General features: G+C 53.3%; 1 protein-coding gene. It reads left to right on the plus strand.

Annotated elements, in window-relative coordinates:
* Positions 1 to 185 precede the first annotated feature (185 nt).
* Complete coding sequence (locus NW858_RS05610) at positions 186 to 611, plus strand: hypothetical protein (RefSeq protein WP_414520078.1); 426 nt, start codon at positions 186 to 188, stop codon at positions 609 to 611.
* Positions 612 to 1,018: the final 407 nt, after the last annotated feature.

The following is a 1,018-nucleotide window of genomic DNA, read 5'->3' on the forward strand; positions in this document are numbered from 1 at the left end:
GTTTGCTCTAGTCTTAGACTTGTTGGGGATGGCCACTTTCTAGAGGATTTGCGATGGTTGGTTAGCTGTTGTTGAGCATTACTTCTAATTACTTCTTGCCTGTTGTCAATCCGCTTGCTCCTCAAGACCGACTGCCCATGACAGACACTCGTCCTTGTGCACCCTGTATCGTAGATAGCGGAATTTTGGTTAATAAGCGGGATATTCACCGTCTCCTAGCGGATCTGGGGCGGGTTCGCTACTTCGATATCGTCGATGGTTGGGTGCGAAAGCAGGGGGAGGGCTATGTGATGGAGGTGTTTCAGGATGCAACGGCGGCTACCTTGGTGGCCAATCGCAGCCTTTACCTAAACCTCAACAGCTTCGACTATGCCCGCTTGCGGGATCCCTCCCCCTCGGAGGTGGCAGGCATGGAGGGGGAACGGCCCAGCGTGGTGATTGATCTGGTTCAGGAGAGCCGCATCTTGCGTTTGGTGCCTCTGTCAGATCCGCTATCGGATCCGGCGCAGTTGTGGGCGGACACTCAGGCGTTGCAGGCGGCAGCGGCGGACGCTTTGGGGGCGGGCTGGAGCCGAGAAGAGGAAGACAGTTCTTGCGACCCGCTGGATTGAAAGGACTCAAAAAAACAGGCCGCCAGACTCGTCTTCGCTCACTCTTAAGGTTACTGTTATTTCAGCTTGCGTCGGGCACTGAAGGAGCTGGGAGTCGAGTGGAACAGTACCTTTGGGTAAAAGGAAAATACGCCGCAAGTGTAAACACTTGGGGAATTGTGCACGGCTCCTAGCGTAGTGACAGGTGGTGAATAGGGGTTAGTAACTGGTAACGAGTCACTAATCACTAGCCACTAGTTAGTTAAGTGCTGTTGTGGAACCAGGAACAAGAATCCTCGCCCTTTAGGGCTGGGGAGTATGTTCATTAGCGAGTTGGCTGAGACATTTCCTAGGCGTTTGCCATCGGTTGGGTTTTTCACCGTTTTGGGTGCTTGTCTAGGAATGGCATGCCTCGTCAACAGCTATAC

This window comes from Synechococcus sp. H55.10 (genome assembly GCF_047502715.1).
Taxonomy (GTDB): Bacteria; Cyanobacteriota; Cyanobacteriia; order Thermostichales; family Thermostichaceae; genus Thermostichus.